Raw genomic sequence first — 18,587 nt, forward strand, 5'->3', positions numbered from 1 at the left:
GAAGAGGCGCGTCGATCAGTCAGATTCAGCTGCGAATAGCGTCGGGACATTCCAAAATCTCCAAGGGGAACCCATTGAAATCATTGGCATGTCGCACTTGGAAATAGAATGTACCAGCCCGTTACAGAAGATCGCATAATGTATCGAGGGGAACTGTTGCCCCGATCTCTGAACGCCTCAGAATTCGAGCTTGCAAGGCGGCGGATTGACAAGAACTGGCGGCGCTCGACAACTTCTTTATGACCGTCTGCGGTTTGCGCTCAATCGTTGCGCCGGGGCGGTACTGCCGGTTTTTGAAACGCTCGGCAAAGACGGTAAAATTCTTCGCCGTCGATGGCTTCCACTTCATAGCTTTGCTCCAGGCGCGATAGCAGTTCGTGCCGCCATGTCAATTCACCTGAATGAATGTCGGGAGCAATGGCGCCTGCTTTCAGGCCGTCGCGTTTCGTAAATATCACCCTGACAGGCACGGTATTGCCGAGAACGTAGTATTTTGAGTCATATTCATCGTCGAGAATTTTCAACTGTTCGTCGTTCATTAGCTTGCTGCCTCCCATTCAGCAGCGTTCCCCCTGGAGAGACTTCGAGCAGCGCGGTGTGAACTTTGCTCTTGCTGAAACCTAACGATCACGTGCGCTACTGCTCCGCGGCCTTCTCCCAGACTTTAAAGCGATCCAGCGAGTAGTCCCGAGGACCGAACTTCATATGAGTGTAGTAAGTTAGCCGCGAAATGTTTTCCTGGCTGCGGCCCATCTGCTTCAGATCGTTCGCTTCGTCGGGGGTCAGCGGGCCAAGCTCCTCGCGGACCGCAGCATGACGCAGCCACATCTCGTAACGCAACAGTTCGCTCTTATAACAGCCGCCTTCCAGATTGCGCATCAAGGTCGCCGGCACGCCCCGATCGCGGTCCCAAGAGTTACGGGCATCCACTCCGGCGCGCACGGCAGCGTCCTCAACAGTCAGGCCCGCATCTTGGTATTCTTCGGCTTTGGTGTAGATCATGTCCACATAGTGCTCGACCGGATGGGTGGCGTCCCACCCCCGATGGGCTCGCCAACTCTGCTCCGCAACCTGTGCGGTGAAGTCAGGCCAGACGACTGCGGTCTCGAAGGCACGGACGAGTTCGGTGATCACTTCCATGTCCCGGATCTGCGCATCGATAGTCTCCCTGAGTTCTGCTCGCTCACCTTCCGTGCGCGTCGCGTGCTCACGGACAATGTGGGCCTCGATTGCTTCATCTCGGGGCGCACCTGTCGCCAGCATCCGGAACCAGACTGCCTGCGTCTCGGGATCAGCGCCCTTGGCAAGGAAGTGCTCGGCATAGACCTCCACCACCCGGTCCGGACGTATTTTGCGCCTGAAGGAGAGCAGCAGATCATAGCGCTCTGCATCCTGCCTACAGAGTTCGTCGAGCTGCGCCAGCGACGAGGACGGCACCAGCGGCATTGCGAGCGCTGCGGTGAGAAGAACCGCTCCCAGGTTTGCTGTCGTCCATCGACTCGCAACTCTCCCGATCCGTGGAGCCATTGCTCATTCTCCTTCCGCCACACTCCCGCCTTAACGCGTTTCGCAGATCACGGCCACTTGTTGGTCCTGCTGCCGTTGCCGCCGTGTCCCTGCTGTCACCTGTGGCTGTCTGCGGCAAATTGGTACTCCAGGAATGCGGGCAGCCTGTCATCACCCTCCCAGGCGAGAAAGCTGGCCTGCACCTCGTCGATCGCAGTCGCGCCGCGCTGTTCGACGGCCGTTTCGAGCGCTTTTTCGAATTCAGGCAACGCCTTCAGAAGGAGCTGGTTTCTGGAACGGTTGAATTGCCGCATCGCATCCTTATATTCGCGCGAATCCTGGAAACCGGAAAACGCCTTCGTGAACTCGGCCGGCCAGTGAGCGCTTGCTTCAAGGCCGGCCTCGTCAGCTGTGTAGGTGGAAAGAATCTCGATCCGTTTTCGCACTAGCGCCGCAAATGTTGCTTGCCGCTTTTTCTCGATCGTCGCGCGGTACTCTTCTGCCAGGCGCGCGATGAGCAATGAGAATGTGGGTTGAAGCTCATCCTCTACCGCGTCGATCTTAGCGAGTGTCCCTTCGTCAGCCGGTAATGCAGCAAGCGCCGCCAGTTTAGCCCCAACCGACTTTTCCGCGGCGGTGCGCTGCTCATTCATCACTCGTGACCTGAGCGCGAGACGATCGGCCGGGTCAAGGCGCGCATGAAATCCTGATTGTCCCTGATACAATGCTGTAAGTCCGGAAAGTTGTTCAGAAGCAGGCGCCAGGTCCCGGAGCCGCCGAATCTCTGCCTCGGCTTCCACGAGCGCCGCCTTGGCCTGCTCCGCCACCAACCGCCGTTGCTGCTCCTGCAACGCAGCGACATATCGCTTGGCCTGCTCGGGCGGGAGCCCGGCAAATGGCCCGAACTGTCCATCAATATGGGTCATTAGCCTCGAAATGTGCTTATGATTTTCCGCACTCCCCGTCAGTGACTTCGCCTCAGCCAGGGCGCGATCGGCGTATTGGCGGGCTATCCGCATCGAAATGATTAGCGCGTATTTCGCGGAATATTCAAAGACGCTGCTGCGGACATGGCCTCCGCCAGCCCGATCCGTAAGACGGCCGAATCGAAGGAAGTTCTCAACGGATGAGCGGGCGCGCAATGCCTTGTCGCGCAGGGACAAAGCCATCACGTTTTTGCTGGTCGGCAGGAAGCCCATGCAACTCTGCCAAAACTGGCCATACGAAACGGCATCGTCATACGTCCAGTCGTCGTATGTCTTGCCCGCGAAGTGATAGAACGCCTCTCCATCCAACACCTGCAGGGGCACTTCCTCTTTGTTCATCTCAACGATACCCCCGTCGATCACCCATTTCGCAAGCCGGATACAATTGGCCTCGTTCACGGCCGCCTGCTTATACTTGTCGTAGGCTGCGATCGGCACGCGGGCATCGACAGGACGACTGTCCCGCTTGAACTTATAAGCCTCGAAGGTGGAGCAGCCTTCGGCATCCAACAGCTCACCGGTCAGCCGCAGTTCCGATTTGTCGAGGGCAAGAGAGAGACGAGGAGGCTCGATTGCGCGGTTCGGGTGAATGATCCACTCCGAGGGTTCCAGGCTAAGCTGCCCCGCCCCTTGTTGGAAAGTCCCGGTCATTCGTATGGCAATACCTTCGCTCCAAAGAAGGATCAGTTCGGCGCTGACATCGTCGGTACCGGAAATCTCCAGGAGGGCGTGATAGGTCATCGTCCGCGTGGTTCCCCGCGACATTTCGCAGGTATTGTAGGCGAGCCAAAGGCCGGCGAGCCCGGGGTCGGGGGCCGGTATCTTCTGTCCTGTCTCCAACGATGGTCGCTTGTGCTCGCGCAGCAATCCTGCCGCTTCGCGGGCGGCATCGCCGACCACGGAAAATGCGTGACGCGCGATGATCTCCCCGATGTCCCGATTTGCCGGCCTCGCATAGAGTTGCACCTCGTATTCGCCTTCCCCGAGCCCGTCGAGGATTTGGCTGCCGGCAGTCCGACCGTCCAACGGCCCCCATGGCTTCACCTCCCCGTCGGGCGGTCTGAAGGCCATTCTGCGCGCCGTGTCGGGCGGCTTGTACTGACCATCGCTGGTCTTTTGCACGATGGTTACCCAGTCCAGGTGATTGCCTGGTGCCCCTTCGAAGACAACCTCGATGGGTTCCCAAGGGGCATAGGTTTCTGCGGTTGTCCGCACCGAAGGACCGCCGCCGGTGGGACTCGCGGCTTGTGCTTCCTGCTGCGAAGCTGCGCCTTCGGGATCAGGGAAGGCCGAAGCGGCAGGTCCGTTTGCAGTAGCGGCCTGGAAGCCATACACCTTGACTTCAGTCACATGTAGATACTGGTTGCTGTGCCTGATGCGCACATAGCGCGCGGCCTGTTCCGTGTCGAAGCTATGTTTGCTTCCCTCGTGCGCGCTGCTGATCGGCTCGAATTCGGCCACGACATTTCCGGTCGCGTTCCGCAATTCCGCGACGGCGCCGTTCAGGCGTGGTGCAAATTTCTTGTTGTTACGGTTGAAGATTTCGACTCGACTAAGCCTGTATTCCCCCCCGAGGTCCACCTGGAGCCATTCGTCAGGACCGTTCCGCGTGTGGTTCCACACATGGTAGTCGCCTTCCGTGCTGCCATCGACGACCAAGCTGTTGTTGGCGCCATAGGTGGTGCTGCTCGCGGTGACCTGAAGCGCTGCGGGATAATGTGCGCGCAGCCACGCCGTCAGGTCCTCAACCTTTGCATTCGAATACGCGGCCGCGTCATGTTCCTCTTTGGCGCGGGGTGGGGCGGGGGCCGGTCCGGTCGCCAGCTTGATGCCGGAGATCGCCCCCGTAAATGGCGCCGGCTGCGGCACGGTATTCTTTAGCATGCACACGCGGCGCCCACTGTTATAGGTGAACGCCCTGCATCGATCGTCCGATGCGCATTGCACCTCACATTCGCGCACGGAGATTCCTGTAAGACCAGGATCTTCTATCCCCGATCGATAGTCGCCTTGGGGCAGATCGAAGCCTTCCAGGCTGGCGAATTTCCCAGAGCGCTCGGCATTCAGCGGGGCCGGGGCTGCCGTTTCTGTCTTGGCTGTCGCCTCCGCCGCCACGCGTAGCACGGATAGCAAGCTAGGGTCGGGGCGACCGGTCGTGGGGAGGTTGAAATCGTGCTGGAATGACTTGATTGCCTCCCGGGTCTTCGGGCCGATCCTGCCATCGGGGGTCCCTGTTGGATAGCCAAGCTGGTTGAGCAATAGCTGTGCCTGAGAAATATCTGCCCGGCTCAATGACGGTGTTTGCCGGGCCACTGGCGGGGGTGTGGCTTGTCTGCGCTGAGGGGGAGGCAGGAACGAGCGGTCCTGTGGAACCTGCTGCAGGATTTCGACACCTAAACGGAGGATGTCTCTCTCGTCCAGAGCAACTGCAGGAGTGGGCACCCAGCTTCCAAGAAGAGCGGCTACCCCGATGATACGGAACCCCCGCCATCCATGCCGGACAGTTCGCCTGACACCCCCCGAACGCCACTGGCACCTCAGGATATCAGTTGCCGCCTCGACCGAGCGTTGTGACATTTTCTCGGCTCCCCTCATCATCAGCCTGATGCCTAGACCCATTACGCGGCTTGTCCGCACCGCCGCTCTTACTTGTTGCAGGACCGGACCGTTGCCCTCAGTTCCTGATGCGTCCTTCCTAACTTCGCCAAAGCAGAGAAATCGGCGCCAATCTGCTCCCATTCGCCGTCCGCGAATTCCATCTTCTTCAGTTCGGAGACCACGCAATTGCAGAAAACCCGATTGGTGTACTTTTTAGTGCAGCTATCATTGGCCGCGGTCATGTATGCCTGCATTTGCCGCTCGCGCAGCACCGCATCCGGATCAGGCAACGCGAGCCGCTGCCTCAGCGACGGGTGCATCAAAGTGCTGAAAAGCACCTCATCGTCAGGCGCTGGCTCCTGGCGGCTCCGACCAAGAATTAGATCGTCCATATTGCGCGCGAACTGCTTGTAATTGGCCGTGCCGCAGCCCTGTGTTCGCACAAGATTTTCGCCGTCCTCGACAGCCTCGGTGACGATCATCGAGCCACTGCTGCTCGCCATGGCCTCAAACCCGGAGAGAATCCCGCCCCCAGACTCAAACCCCTGAATCATCTTGGCCAGCGGTCCCAACGTGTGCTCGAGGACTTTCGTAGGATCGCGATCCATCTCGCGCATCATGCGCGAGCCGTAACGCATGGCTGCGAGACCGACCTGCGTTGGCCGCTCGCCGCAATTGCGATTCAGCGCTGACATCACAGAAACGACCACGCTCCTCGTTTTCTCGTCATCGGGTATTTTGTCAAACTCGCCAAAATACAGCCGCGACATCAGCACGGGGAAATTATAATTGTCTATTGCGAACGCCCCGGCAGTGGTGGTCTTCTGCATTTTCGTCCAGGGGTCGCTTCCGGCAGAGGGGGCTACCGGAGTGGCTTGCGCTGGCCGACGTGGCTGCGGTTTCGGCGCGGATCCCAGCTCAGGAAGGAAGCTTTTCGCCGTGTCCTTCGACTGCACTTCCTGCGGCGTGGTGGAAGCAGCCGGACCTGTTGGCTGTGCTGGAGCCGCCGGCTCCTTCATCGTCAACAGCGCCCATCCCCCCTTTTCGGATGTAACGGCGCGATAGACAGCCTGATCGGCGACGAAGCCCTCAAACATGACGTCCTTGAAGCTTTCGCACTCGAAGCGAAGCATCGCCTGCAGCGTGGCGACGAGTTGCTCCATGCGTTTCCGGTCGGCGTAGGATGCGGGGGCGGGCGCGGCCAGCCGGATCTTGACGCGTTCGCCGCAGGCAAAATCATCAGCCACTGCGACGGTGATCTCCTGAAAGTGGCCCAGCGTCTTTTCCGCCCGCACTTCCGGCGCCGTCAGCGCCGCGCAGGCAAGAGTTGCAGCCGCCACCGCCACGGAACAACCCCATCTCAACTCCGTCATGGCAGTGCCTCCCTATGGATTCTCCCCCAGGAAGAGATTGATGCTCTTGAAAACATGCTTGGCGATCAGTCCGCCGCAGACGTGTCGGCGGAGAAAGGTAGACGCGTCGTATTCAGCGACCGAGGTTTGGATCGCAACAATCACGTTGTCGTCCTGCTCAGCTTTCCAGTTTGGTGGGTAGCGGTAGCTGTACAGGCTCGCAACATTGTCCGGCTGCACGAAGGGCTCGCACTCCTGCAGCAATGACTGAATGAAGTTGAAGACGTAGTTCCGATTGAGCGACCCGCTGGAACCGTCGGACAGCGTGCGTATTTCCGCGTAATTTCCGTCGTAGAACAGTTTCGCAAAGGGCCGAGCGTACATCGACGCATCGAACTGCAACTGCTTGATCTGATCCTCGGCCTGCTTGAAGCCGCCATCCAGAGCCTTCTTGTACGCGGAAAGGGACTTATGACCTTCGACGTCGGTGCCCAGACCGAATTGATAGGCGTCGCCCAGATATGCCCAGGCTGCCGCATAGCCGGCGTCTGCCGCCTTCTTGAATGACTCCACCGCCTTTTTCTCGTCGTTTGCGGCGAGCAGGGCGCGGCCGAGTTGAAACGTGAACCGCGGATCATCTGGGTCACGCTCGATCGCCTCTTCGCAGGCAAGCACGGCAAGGCGGGGCACGATGGCGTCGTCGGCGATCCCGTCCGCCATGCGCTGCGGGTCGTCAGGATGGGCCGCGAGGATGTCGCATTCTTCGACCAGCTCGATAATCGAAGCCTCCTGCGACGAAGCCGCGGATGGCAGCGCCATAGCAAGACAAAAGAGGAGGGTTGGTCGTAACGTCATTAGCGTCGTCGATTGATGACAATTCGGGCGTTGGAGATTAACATCAAATGTAAAATTATTGAAGATGCTAACAGCTATACTTCTAATGGATTACGTCTATGCGCGCATTTAACCGAATTGTAGTAGGGATAGTACTTTCAGGAATGATATTGGGTGCGTCTGACGCTGCTGGCGCGCTTCGCGGGCGTTCGACGCCCGTTCGGACTGAAACTGCGCAAACGGAGCACCTGATCCTTGCTCAGTTCCGCGGCGGTTTCGGTATGCGCATGCCGGCGCCAGCAGTCTTCATTTCCCGTCCTCCAGTCGTCCGCCCGCCGATTGTTCGTCCGCCAACTCCACAGGTCACAATACCTTCCGTAATCCGCCCGCCTGTAGGCGGCCGACCGGGCTTGAAGTTCGCGCCGCCCGGGGTGCGATCGTCTGGCGCTGCCGTTGGTCGCGCTGCGGCGCAGTTTTCGCCGCGCCGCGGGCTGACAGGATTGGCCGCACGGATTTCTCCGACTGGCTTGATCGGCAGAGGGAATAGAACCACCGTAAATATTGTTCGCACCCCGCGCGTCGGGCTGATCAGGTCTGCCGAGCGGGTGACGAGGCTGGCGATTGGACGCCCGCAGTTGATGCGTGGCGTGAGGCAGTATGCGCGAACTGCAGACAGAGCATTCACACCGGGGCGCTCTCAAAGGGGTGCAAACACCGCCGCAAATGACAACATCCGCGATGCAGGAAAGAGGTCGGGAGCAGGTGTTCGAAGCGCATTCAATCAAAGCGCCAGGGGAACCGGCCGCCAATTGGCGACCGCCCTTGCTGTCACTAAGCGTACTGCCCTCGTCGCTCGCAGCGACGGCCGCGGTGGCAGCACATATAACTTAGGCCCCAAGGCCCTTTTACGGGGAGATCCGGCTGGCGCCCGAGCAGTCGGCAAACTGTATGCATACTCCTTGTGGCGGCGGGGCCAAGTCTCCAACTATCCGCCAAACAACGGATTTTACGGCAAGCCGAGCTTAGTAACCTTGCAAGTGGGACAGACCTTTGATCGGTATGGCAGCCCGTGGGGAAAATATGGTGCCCCCCAGGGGACTCCATTCGCGAGGCGCGCTCTGCCTCGCGAGATGGATACTTATCCGCTTACAAGGTATCGCGTTGTGAAGCCAATTAAGGCTTGGATGGGACCAGCGGCGCCGTGGTTCGGACAACGCGGTGGGGCCGCTCAATATATGTTTAGGGTTTCCATTTCGAAGTTGGAAAAAGAAGGATACATTGAAAGAATAGAGTGACATGAACGTTCTGGTGATAAGCCGTGGATAAGAATGGTATGTTTGCCTGGCTTCATCGAAACAGCATTGAACCGGGCGCAGCAGTTGCTCTTGAAGACAATAGTTCTTACGAAGACAAGATTGTTGTCGAGGAAGATTGCGCCTCGCACATTCGAGGAAAAAGCAGAAGCTTACGAACATGTTCTGCATGTGATACAGGTAGCTGTGGACTACTACAAGAAAAAAATTCGAATACTGCAGTATCGCTGTCGGAAATGACAATCCAGGTGCTGGGAAACCGTGGCCTCGACCTGCCACTACTGAAGTACCTCCTCGCGCTCTGATCTGGTTTTGCTAAAGCCATTTGAATGCTCGGCGACGCAAACTTGACTTGTTCCGCTTGCTTTAGGAAAGCTCTTCACGCCGCTTGTGCACCGGGAGGCTGATGGAACTGGACCGCTCCGGCCCCATACAGTAGGTTGGGCTTGTTGACCGGATCAGGACTGCCGAAATCTTGCGCTCCGCGCCGGAACGATCCTGGCTGACTCGTCGAAGTCCAGCCACGTCCCCGGAACCATTCGAGACTTAGGCAACCCACACCTTCGTCTCTTGCGCCGGAATCGAACTCAAAAATTCGATTGATCGCGAAGACGCGCCGAAGAACGCGGTCCCTCATCCGCGTTGTATTCGTGGTCGCTTCTCCGATCCTCCGCTGCTCGGCTCCAGCGGGCGAACAATGGGACAGACGTATCGGCGCGGAATGCTGAACCCTGAATCGTCGGGCCTCTTCTCAATGATGAAGCATTCGTTGTCCAACTCCTGGAAGATGACGCCCCCTGCTTCGCCAGATTGTGGCATATCGATTGTTGCTGATCGACCTTCAACCACTGGCGTGCCAGCTTGCGCGGCATCCCTTGGTGTTCCAATGCAGCATGTTATGGACCAAGTGACCAGCGTCAAACATCGGGTTAACGTACGCCTTGTTTCAGCGGTAATCTGGTACCCCATAGTTCCTCGCTCGGCCAAGTTGGTCCCGTGCACGGCCTGTTCGCGCTGTCGCTTTCGGTCAATCAATCTGTGTGGAACCTTACCGAAGCTCGTCGCCGCATCCGGGTCCGGTGTCTCCAGGACTATTTGACAGTTCGGCCACCCACACCTTGGTTTCTTCCGCCGGCTCAGTCCGCTGATCCATATCGACGGGACCAAACCGACGCAGGTTCAGGAAGTCTTCGTGGCCAGTTAGTGGCCCGGTATCAAATAGCAGAACAGGGACCGGATAATTGGCCCCGAAATGCGTCACGTAATTGTTCACCTTGGATTCGAAGGTATATGAAATCTCTTCACATTGGCCTGTACAGCCAATGACATACGCCCGGGAATTGCGAGAGGGTTTCTCTTCCGTTCCAAATTGGAAGTTCACCCGTTCTGAGCGTTTGAATTCCTTGCTGAGGCTCGACAGGCATTTCCATCCCTTGTCCGCGAGGTTGGCTATGGTCCGCTTCGCGCTTTCCGGCTGATCTCCCGTGGCAGATTTAGCGGCGTCGTCCGCATATGTGAAATGGTTGAAGTAATCCACGGTGAGATAACGGATTGGCGTGCTCAATGGCTGCGGCTTCACCAAGAGCAGCGGGTGCATCCCATCAGCATTTTCAAGTTCGAACTTCACGAACTTCCGTCGGTACCTGTCTCGGGGATTTTCTGTGAACGATATCCGTGCTTTGCCGGCTAGGCACTTGCCCGATTTCGGCTCATACTTGAATATGAAGCCTGATCCGACAGCACCGAGTGGGATCAGATCGCCGCTGCAGGCGCCTTCTATTTCAAAGGTCGAAGCGTTGTTGACAACGAGAACGACCCGGCGGATGTGGGCGCTTGCTCCGCCAACCGCTTGGTGTCCAAACCATGCCCCCCAGAATGGACCCAGACGTTCGTCATCGTCCGTGGATAGAAAACCCTGCGAACGTGCCGGAGATAATAGAGCGATCGCACTCAAAGCCGCCGCGGCTAGAAAGCAGGTGCTCCGCATCATTGTCCGCCTCCAATGTTCCTGCCGCTAAGGTGTCCATCTCCGGACTGTCCAGAAACTCACTGGTTGAATCCGAGCTTGGGGCCCAGTCCAAAGCCGTCGCACCAGCCGTCGACCCCTGCGCACGGATCAAACAGGCCGCTCCGATCCCAGACGCCTCCGGAACGATTCTTGCAGTAGGTTGGCTTGTTCACAGGATCAGGATCGCTGAAGTCGGTGTAACACCAGAATTCCGCCCTCCATTCCCCGTCGGGAGGATCCTGGCCGGACACACCGGAAGGTCCATCGCCGGTGGCGGCCGCTGCTGCCGCGGCGGCAATTGCTGCGATGACCGCGGCTCCTATAAGCCCTTCCGTGCTACCCGGGCGTGCTTCACGGAGGGGTTCCGGCATTTGGCCGTCGCGAATCCTGCCCAGGAATTTGTCCGTGTATTCGGAAATGAAAGCCGCATCCTCCGATTGGCAGTTCTTGGCTTTCTGGAACCAGCGCTCGGCCTCAAGGCCATCTTGCGGAACCCCGTCGCCGTTGTAGTAAAGGCCACCCACATTCATCAGCGCATGGCATTCGCCCGCCTCAGCGGCGCGATGGAACAACTCCATTGCTTTTGTATAGTCCTTTTCTGTCCCATATCCCTTGTGATGAAGAACGCCGAGGACATTGGTACCGCCGGCGTCACCCGCCTCGGCTGCCTTGTTGGCCCAAATGAACGCAAAAGTGTCGTCTCTTATCGCGAAATATGACGCGGCCAGCCAACCCATTGCTTCAGCATGGCCTGCTTTTGCGGCGACGGAATAGAGTTCGATGGCTTTCTGAAGATCCTCCTTCACGCCCAGTCCCTTGTCGTACAGCCTACCGAGGGCGAAACTCGCCCCCGCATGCCCCTGCGCGATGGCCCGGTTATAAAGGTCGATCGCCTTGGCATAATCGACCTCGCCGCCTTCGAGCATCGGCTTCGAGTGTTGGAGGTAAAGCGCAAGCAGGAACTGAGCCTCAGCATCTCCCGAGTCGGCCTGCTGAACAAGTATGTCCAATGACCGATCCAGGGTAGGGACTGGTTCCCCAGCGCAAAGGTTAGTGCGTGGAAGACTCGCCAACAGGACGAGTCCGAGGAGTCCGGATCGCCGAAGCGAAGGCATGACATCTACCCTCCAGCCGGAATCCCGCCTTAACCGTCTTTACCGAGTCTCGACGGCGCCCGTAGGAAAAAGAGAAATGCGTTCTGAGTTGCTGAGGACGCCAAAGCGGCGTCACGGTATTGAAACCTTGAAAACCTGCTCTGGCCGCTGAAGACGCGATCAATGAAGAGTCTCAGGCGCCGGTCGTAGTCTCTGATGCCGACCTTCCAGAACTTGTTCTTCACAGTCTTTTTGCCGAAAAGCGTCTTCTTAATTCCATAGAGGGCGACGCAACTCTGAGAGCCTTTGCTGTCGATCGGAGACATGAAGTAACCTCGCTTCAGAAGAGCGAGGCGCTCGGTCGCGTCGCGCCAAAGATCAGCCGCGGTTTCATCGATATCTTTTTTTGCAAGATTCTCCTCGAGCAGCTTTTCCCAAAGTTCGCCGTATGCTTTCTGCAGCCTGCGCAGATGTTGGCGTCGGGGCACCACGTCACCGGCAGCGAGATCCCCGGTTGAGTTCACAACGAGGCCGCCGTTGACGTCAAGGTAAGAGACGACCTTACCTGAAAGGCGTTGCAGCAAAGGGGCGCGCTTGTTGATAATTGCTACGTTCGATTGCCGCCGTCTGAGTTCGGCCTTTTCTTCCGCCGTAAGCAGCCGCGACGGCGTATACGTCGCGACCGCCGTGCCGTTTCGTCTTTGCATTTTTTCGACGAGTTCCGCTGACTGGCGGTTGCTCTCACGCATCCGCTCGGACAATTCGTTCTGACTGCGTATGAGACTGCCCCAGCTGGTTTGTCCGAGACCGGTCAAGGGATTGTAAGGGTCAAAGGGATCGCTCATCGTCCACCCCCAACTCATAATGCGTGATAGCATAATAGGTTTGTGAAAATATATCTAGCACCACGTTGAAGCAAATCTATTCGTTATCGACAAAATATACGTCATACGGTGTATGCGAATAATCAAATTGTACTAGTGGTCGCAGTGGCGGACACGGCATGGTCTTTGACGCACGACAGGGCCAGGGCGCAAGTTGGCCTGCTCGCCGACATCCCCGCGACGGAAGGCTAGGCCCCAGGTTCGTGGCAAACCGCTTCGAGATTGTGCCGTCCGAACCAATGACGAAACTGCATGGTAGCTCGCGTGGTAGTGGGCGCGCAGACCGGGAGCACCGTTGTCTCTGCCACCCCCCTCCAGAGCTGCGCGAACAGAGAGCTTGGGCTTGCTGGCGATTCCGGCCCTGAACGCCAAGTGGAGATGCGCCGGTTTCTCCTCGGCTTGGTACAGGCACAATAAGGCCTTGCCGTACGTCGGCGGCTCTCCGAGACAAACTGCTACGCCGAGCGGTTCGAGGGCCGAGCGCTTCAGGGATTGCTAGTACCAGCGTCCTCGGCCGTACCAGCCGCCACCTAACAGAAGAATAATGAGGACGATAACTAAAAGCGTGGTGATATCCATCTGATCCTCCTGAAGTAGCGTACCCCAGTCGTCTCCATCGCTTCGCGCGGTGGGTTCTTGATTGTACTCGGACAAGTGGGAACGCTCCGCGGGAGGGTCGGTTCCATTCGGCGACGCATTGGTGTTGGCGCCCACTATTGGAGGCTACAAGGGCATAATACTGCGGTACCGTTCGCGTTCTTGAATCTGGCTATGGGGGGAAGTGAGCTCGGCGCATATCGTCAGGCTTAATTCATGGGCTCTCAGGAGCCGGATCTCGACCCGAAGCCCTCGAAATGTCGTCCCCATTGGCGAAGTTGCTTATCAGCGCAAAGCGGTCTCATCGAACAGCCAAAACGTTCCCGTTACGTGCTTCTAAAATCGTAATGTATCACCGGGAACCGCGTCTCTGCACGCCGGCATCATGAGCGACTAGGCTGCACCTTGACGGAGTTCCTCGATCAACTCGGGATGGTGATCGAGTAGACGCAGCAATTGGCTGGTCGGGCCGCTTGGCTCGACCAACCCCCGCTCGTACTTGTCGAAGGCATTTTCCCCAACCTTGAGCAGGCCGCCAGCCTCACGCTGAGACAGTTTCAGTTTCTTGCGTACTCTTTTTATGGTGGCAGGCGAGGGAATGCCTTCGACCTCCTCCTTCAACGCCCTCAGGGCCGCGTCGCTAGCGGCCATGTCGTTACCCACATGAATGCCTTCGTCACCGTTTTCCGGATAGTATCCCGAAAGTTCGATGGTTTTACTCTTCCCCTTATAGGTAACCACGAAGGGGCGCACCCCCCGGCGTAGCGTCTCGCCGGTCTCGGGGGAGACCATCGTGTCGGGCAGATCCCTTGTCAATACTGCCATACTCATTTCTCCTTGAAAGACATGACCACGAATTCGGTGATGACGTCCGCCTGGAACTTCACGTAGAGAACCATTCCGCGCGCTGGCACATGATAAACGTCCTGCCAAACGCGATGATCCGCAAAAGTCGTCATCGACTTATAAAACATCCGCCGCTCGATCCCGGCGATTGTTTCCACAACACCCGCCCGGTCGAATCCCAATGCTGTGGCATCTCGTAGCGCGGTTGAGGTCATCGCTAGCGTCTCGACCGATCCGAGCGTTGCCTTGATTGCCTCGAGATCGTAGGTCGGGCGCAATTTCTCCATGGCCCTATATGCCACCTTAATGGTGGCTCTTCAAGAGGTCGTGTGAGGCTTATGGAAATGCCACGGCTCGCCGCGAAGGTAGTTCTCATCACGCCAAAAGCCCAAGTCTTATCGTTTGCACGAGAAATCGTGATTTGCGAAGAACCTATCACGCGTTCGTTTTCGATGTGAGCGGGTATTGGGTACGGTTCCTTTCAAGGCGAGGGACGCAGAGCCGACTTCCGGAAAGCGGTGGAAGTGCCGGCGGTCACCATCGTCGGTGGGAGATACCTCTGCTTCGCGCGCCAAAGGCAGCCCTCCCGCGCGACCGATCGCTAGCGCCCCCCGCCCACCACGACACATTTGCCGGGTGTAGGTCCTGCTGTCTTGGCTTGAAAGACTTCGAGTTCAGGTTTAACTTCAATCCTATAAGCAACCTCGGTTGCAGTCAGGCTGCATTTTTGCCTGACTCAGCATCTCCATACCAGTGCAATTCAGTGCAGCGAAGCGTCCCTTTTTCTGAGGTGCTCTCATGGTGGACTATCGCATTCACGTTGCCGCTCTGGAAGCCTTCCGAGAGCAACTGGCGCTCTCCAACATACCAGATCCCACGGTCTCTTCCTTACGGGACCAGCATGTCAGTGACGCAGATCAATCCCCGGAACATGCGCTGCTCGGGTCGATGATCGACCTTCTCATTTGGCACGCTTCGTCAGACGGACAGGAGCTTGAGCTGCTCGGCAAAGTATCCGCATTGTGGCAGGCGGGGCGAGAGATCTATGCCGGCATAGGCGAATTCAGGCTGCATCTCGAAAACGGGCTTCAGGATCCGAGCAATCTCCCGGCGTTACAGGGCCTGAATAATGCCACGACTGCGCTGCAGGGATTTGCCCAGCAGCTTACCGAATATGATCTGCAACTGAAGTCCCTGAAGACGGAAATTGCAAAGCTGCACCATCTGCGCCCCCATCCACGGCAGCTCGACAAAACCCTGTCGAACTGGTCCTGGGGCGACGTGCTTCTCGCTCGACGAACAGATGTCTTCACCAGGGAGATGCGAAGGCAGGCGGCCGACACGGAAACCAGCGCGTTTGCCTTCGGGGTGCTGTCCAGTTACGGGGCGAACGCCGCTGGGGCAGCCTATCTCGGCCAAGTCGTGGGTGGTCCACGGCGCAGTCACCGCTATCGAACACGCGTTGCGAGCAACACGATTGGAAGCTGGGTCGGGGAGAACGATCCATTTGCGCCCACCCTCGAGCAGCTCGCTCAGAGGCTGAAGCAGGCGTTCCCGACGGGACTTCCTGATGCGGTCGAGCAGCAGATCCAAATATCGCTCGAAAAGGCATACGATCTCGGTGCGACGCCGGCCCTGCCAGACCTGCAGCTAGGCTACACCCGCCTCCTGGCTCACCTGGAGCTCTTGGCAAGTTTCCGGATTCCCGAAGCCCCGCCTGCACCACGGGAACCTTTCCTGACCAAGTTGTTCGGTGATCCGGCGAACCCCTACGTTCCCTCAATGCCTGAGGGCACCGGACTTGTCGAATCCGGAAGCCCCGTCGGAAACGGCGGCAGCAACCCCGGGGCGGTGCTGCCGAAAAACGTGGGACGGGACGACGGGCCGGACCATTCCGAACCGCCACCGACAACCGAGGCGAAATGCGGAGCGTTCTGGGAGGCGGTGTGGTGGTCGCTCATTTTCCTGCTCGGAGGGTGGATCGCCTGCGTTATCCGGTGGCAAGACGGTGACAGGTGTGCTCTCTGGGACGATATCACCCAGAACTGGGAGGAAGCGTTCCCCGACGGGGCGCAGGGTGCGGTGGAGGTCAGTTCCAGCGGCTTTAGCGCACTCACGTCGAGCGATCTTGCGAACATCGCGCAGGCAGAGCAGATCCTCCGATTTGTCGGAGACATGCACAATCTGCAGTCGCTGATGTGGGAGGGCTTCAACAAGGCCCAGGACTTTTTGGCTGTCTACGGCCTCGTGTATCCCGACGGGTTGCTGGAGCGCTGGCGGTACAGCCAGTATCTGTCCGTCCCACAGGCGGAACCAGGAGACTGGCCGCGCCTGGATGATACCGGAGGCCGCTTCGACGAATATCCGACGTCCGCCGTCGAGCAGCCAGCCGTCTTCGCCTTCGGATACCCAACAGGCTCCACTCCAGGCGCCGTCCTAGCCAGGGTGCCTCACGTTGAATTCAGATCCGCCGCCGACATCTGCGAAAGCCTGTGGCTCCAGATGGCGAACGACGATGTCGATTCCTCGAACCTTGACCTCGACGCCGACCGGGGCTGGTTGCATCCGTGTTGGACAGCCGACGGGTCGATCACCGAACAGCCGATCAACGTTCGCGTCCTGACCTACGATGAAACCTGAGGGAATCGTCATGCCAGAGGAATTTCCCAACGACTCGAGACCCCACTTCGTCATCCCCTACTGGGACTCGCCCGGGCCCGGAGTTTCCGGGGACAACGGCAACATTCGCCCTCTTCTCGGGAACATCGTCTCCTATCTCTGCGGGGGCATCAAGGCATCGGCATACCAACCCGGTGAAAGACTAGACGTCACCGTGGAGGTCCACAACCACGGCGGCGCGAATACGCTGCAGCAGGCGCAGGTGACCGTCTGGTGGGCCGATCCGGCGACGGGATTCGTACTTTCCCCCGACCGCCTGATCGGCTTCCAGATGGTTCCTGTGTCCGGACGCGGCGGCAAGGCCACATCGCCGACGATGAGCAAGGAAATTCCGGTTTCAGCCCCTCCCCATATCTGCCTCCTGGCACGAGTCTCCCATCAGTTTGATCGCGCCGGGAACATCGCGGATCCGGTCAACGACCGCCATTGGGCCCAGCGGAATCTTGCTGCAATGCAGGCGCAACCCGGCGTACCCGTGAAGCTGGTGTTCAACGCGGGCAATCCCTTCAAGAACGATGCAACCTTTCTGCTAATTGCCCGGCCTTCCGGCGAGGAGTCTCTGAGGCGGCTGGGGGAAGAGTTGCATGCGGAGCCTGTCTTTTTCGAGGGGCTGCTGGCAATCGGTGAAAATGAGGATCTGCAGCTGGAGGCGGGGGTAAGGACGATCCGCGTTGATCTACAAGCGGGCGAACATCGCAACATCCACGTCGGACTGCGGTTGCTGGGTGACCCCGGGCGAGGTCAATTCACCGCGGTTGAGCTAATCCAGACGCTCGACGACGGAGAGGGGGTGCTCGGAAGCTTCGGCGTTGTGCTACGGGGTTAGGCGTTTCCTTCTTGCGTTCCTCAGCGCGGTGCAGCGGGTTGAGAGGAGGGGCGTTTGAAGGCGTTGGGAACGCGGCCTCCCGGGAGACGTTCTCGTTCTGTGCTCAAAAGATCGCATGGTGTATCGACGGGGACTCATGATGCTTTTTGTGGTGATCAGGTGCAAGGCAGAATTGCCCCTTGTGAAGGCTGCTGCTGAACACATTGTTCGGCCAAAAACAGTGACAGGGGCGCGACCGCAATTTGCGAACGGTCTCCATCGCGAGTGACGGTGAACCGGGAGAGTTGGGATATTTGGAGTTGCCGACAATATGGATGACGCATTTTCGGTAATGGGGCAGCTAGCCCACGCGGCGTGACCCATCGCCGCGAACCATTTGTGCGCACCGTCATAGGCGACATAGCCCCTATCGATTTAGGCAATCAGCACATTGACATCGAGCAGGAATGTCACGGCAGTTCGGCACCCAGGGCGTTCACGATTTCGAGCGTCACGCATCCGGCCGAGCTGAAAGGACAGGAATGCCATTGCGCCCGCCGCTGCTGCGCGGCCGGCGCAGATGCTGTCTCGCGAGCTGGGAAATGACCTCGCCGATGCTCCGGTCCGCCTTCTTAAGGTGGTTCACCGGCGGAAACGCTTGAAATCACGTTCTCAAATCTGTGCGCGCCCACGGGTCTCCGGTCCAAATCTGCTCAATAGCGCCCCCGTCGAATAGGGGTCTCAGTTTGCTTCCATCAAGCCGACGGATGCAGTCGGCTCGCAGGGCGGCGATCGCTCATATCGGTGATCTTCGACTCGCTTGTTGCCCGTCGGTATTCTGACTTTCGGCGATGGCTCGTAGTTTATGAATGCTCTGCTCCAACACTTGCTGCATGGCCTCCCTAAAGGCGTCGCCAATCGCTCCTTCCAGGTCGGACCGCAGCTTTTCATCAACGGCGTCACCGAGCAATTCCACGGACTGTACGGTGAAACGATGGTCCATGCGGATACGTACCAGATTACGCGCTTCGGCTACAACCGTCTCGGCTGGGCCGCTTGCAAATTCCAACAGTGTTTCGGGGTGG

General features: G+C 58.4%; 15 protein-coding genes and 2 pseudogenes. 4 read left to right on the forward strand and 13 right to left on the reverse strand.

Translation table 11 applies throughout. The features are described 5' to 3' along the window. Positions 1–260: 260 nt before the first annotated feature. The 5 genes from AC6CIG_RS29185 to AC6CIG_RS29205 all read right to left on the reverse strand — a co-directional run bounded on the left by AC6CIG_RS29185 (position 261) and on the right by AC6CIG_RS29205 (position 7,297). Positions 261–539, reverse strand: a complete 279-nt coding sequence (locus AC6CIG_RS29185; RefSeq protein WP_498324320.1) for a hypothetical protein — start codon at positions 537–539, stop codon at positions 261–263. A 97-nt stretch (positions 540–636) separates the two neighbouring features. Then, a complete protein-coding gene (locus AC6CIG_RS29190; RefSeq protein ID WP_498324321.1) occupies positions 637–1,527 on the reverse strand; it encodes a hypothetical protein in 891 nt (296 codons plus the stop codon). A 95-nt stretch (positions 1,528–1,622) separates the two neighbouring features. Continuing rightward, positions 1,623–5,231 carry a peptidoglycan-binding protein gene (locus AC6CIG_RS29195; protein WP_498324322.1) on the reverse strand — a complete coding sequence of 1,203 codons (3,609 nt, stop codon included), beginning with the start codon at positions 5,229–5,231 and terminating at the stop codon, positions 1,623–1,625. After that, positions 5,138–6,463, reverse strand: coding sequence for a hypothetical protein (locus AC6CIG_RS29200; protein WP_498324323.1), 1,326 nt, complete (start codon positions 6,461–6,463; stop codon positions 5,138–5,140). Before AC6CIG_RS29200 ends, AC6CIG_RS29195 begins: the two co-directional genes overlap by 94 nt. 12 nt (positions 6,464–6,475) lie before the next feature. Then, positions 6,476–7,297: a tetratricopeptide repeat protein gene (locus AC6CIG_RS29205; protein ID WP_498324324.1), complete on the reverse strand. Its 822-nt coding sequence runs from the start codon at positions 7,295–7,297 to the stop codon at positions 6,476–6,478. A gap of 617 nt (positions 7,298–7,914) precedes the next feature. Here AC6CIG_RS29205 and AC6CIG_RS29210 point away from each other — a divergent pair. Further along, positions 7,915–8,571 (forward strand): TNT domain-containing protein, encoded by a 657-nt coding sequence (locus AC6CIG_RS29210; protein ID WP_498324331.1) that lies wholly within the window; start codon positions 7,915–7,917, stop codon positions 8,569–8,571. Between the two features lie 23 nt (positions 8,572–8,594). Continuing rightward, positions 8,595–8,894, forward strand: coding sequence for a hypothetical protein (locus tag AC6CIG_RS29215; protein WP_498324325.1), 300 nt, complete (start codon positions 8,595–8,597; stop codon positions 8,892–8,894). Positions 8,895–9,637: 743 nt separating this feature from the next. On the opposite strand, the gene AC6CIG_RS29220 is transcribed toward AC6CIG_RS29215, so the two are convergent. The 6 genes and pseudogenes from AC6CIG_RS29220 to AC6CIG_RS29245 all read right to left on the reverse strand — a co-directional run bounded on the left by AC6CIG_RS29220 (position 9,638) and on the right by AC6CIG_RS29245 (position 14,305). Then, on the reverse strand, positions 9,638–10,579 hold the full coding sequence (locus tag AC6CIG_RS29220) for a hypothetical protein (protein ID WP_018098234.1): 942 nt from the start codon (positions 10,577–10,579) through the stop codon (positions 9,638–9,640). 56 nt (positions 10,580–10,635) lie between these two features. Next, a complete protein-coding gene (locus AC6CIG_RS29225) occupies positions 10,636–11,607 on the reverse strand; it encodes a tetratricopeptide repeat protein (protein WP_498324326.1) in 972 nt (323 codons plus the stop codon). Positions 11,608–11,741: 134 nt separating this feature from the next. Then, complete coding sequence (locus tag AC6CIG_RS29230; protein WP_498324327.1) at positions 11,742–12,536, reverse strand: hypothetical protein; 795 nt, start codon at positions 12,534–12,536, stop codon at positions 11,742–11,744. A gap of 227 nt (positions 12,537–12,763) precedes the next feature. Further along, positions 12,764–13,064: pseudogene (locus tag AC6CIG_RS29235) on the reverse strand (VOC family protein). Positions 13,065–13,565: 501 nt separating this feature from the next. After that, complete coding sequence (locus AC6CIG_RS29240) at positions 13,566–13,997, reverse strand: type II toxin-antitoxin system MqsA family antitoxin (protein ID WP_026168945.1); 432 nt, start codon at positions 13,995–13,997, stop codon at positions 13,566–13,568. Between the two features lie 2 nt (positions 13,998–13,999). After that, positions 14,000–14,305, reverse strand: a complete 306-nt coding sequence (locus AC6CIG_RS29245) for a type II toxin-antitoxin system MqsR family toxin (RefSeq protein ID WP_127578160.1) — start codon at positions 14,303–14,305, stop codon at positions 14,000–14,002. A 511-nt stretch (positions 14,306–14,816) separates the two neighbouring features. Here AC6CIG_RS29245 and AC6CIG_RS29250 point away from each other — a divergent pair. Both AC6CIG_RS29250 and AC6CIG_RS29255 read left to right on the forward strand, forming a co-directional pair. Next, positions 14,817–16,658, forward strand: coding sequence for a hypothetical protein (locus AC6CIG_RS29250; RefSeq protein WP_498324328.1), 1,842 nt, complete (start codon positions 14,817–14,819; stop codon positions 16,656–16,658). Positions 16,659–16,668: 10 nt separating this feature from the next. After that, the gene (locus tag AC6CIG_RS29255; RefSeq protein ID WP_498324329.1) at positions 16,669–17,523 is read left to right on the forward strand and encodes a hypothetical protein; all 855 of its coding nucleotides are present in this window, start codon (positions 16,669–16,671) and stop codon (positions 17,521–17,523) included. A 199-nt stretch (positions 17,524–17,722) separates the two neighbouring features. Here the strand turns inward: AC6CIG_RS29255 and AC6CIG_RS29260 are convergent. After that, positions 17,723–17,937, reverse strand: a pseudogene (locus AC6CIG_RS29260) (PIN domain-containing protein); the annotation flags it as partial. Positions 17,938–18,298: 361 nt separating this feature from the next. After that, on the reverse strand, positions 18,299–18,587 hold a 289-nt coding region (locus AC6CIG_RS29265), incomplete at its 5' end, for a YbaB/EbfC family nucleoid-associated protein (RefSeq protein ID WP_498324330.1).

It is taken from the genome of Sinorhizobium sp. GQ132 (assembly GCF_059758575.1).